The 235-nt window shown below is 55.7% G+C and carries 1 protein-coding gene; it reads left to right on the top strand.

Annotated elements, in window-relative coordinates; translation table 11 throughout:
* Positions 1-32: 32 nt before the first annotated feature.
* Positions 33-235: hypothetical protein (locus KVT28_RS26980; protein ID WP_217551401.1), on the top strand; the 203-nt coding region annotated here is incomplete at its 3' end.

The raw sequence follows: 235 nt of genomic DNA, 5'->3' as shown, positions 1-235 counted from the left end.
TCGAAAAGCGGCTGGCCAGCAAGGATCGAGTGTTGAGTGAAGCCGACAAGGACTTCTTACGCAGCATTTTGAAGCAATATGAACAATTCGCTGCGTTGCCAGGCGATGAGGTCGAGCAACGAGCCATCCGTGCAGAAGGACAGGCGCGCGTCGGACTGATTCGCTACAACCTGGGCGAGGATAAGGATGCCGAGCTTTCCTTCCACCGGGCGAAATCGGCCTATCTGGAACTTGC

It is taken from the genome of Pantoea sp. GbtcB22, from assembly GCF_019091025.1.
GTDB classification, from domain to species: Bacteria; Pseudomonadota; Gammaproteobacteria; order Enterobacterales; family Enterobacteriaceae; genus Pantoea; species Pantoea leporis.
The sequence above is the reverse complement of the archived record's forward strand: the minus strand, read 5'-3'. Positions and strand labels throughout refer to the sequence as shown.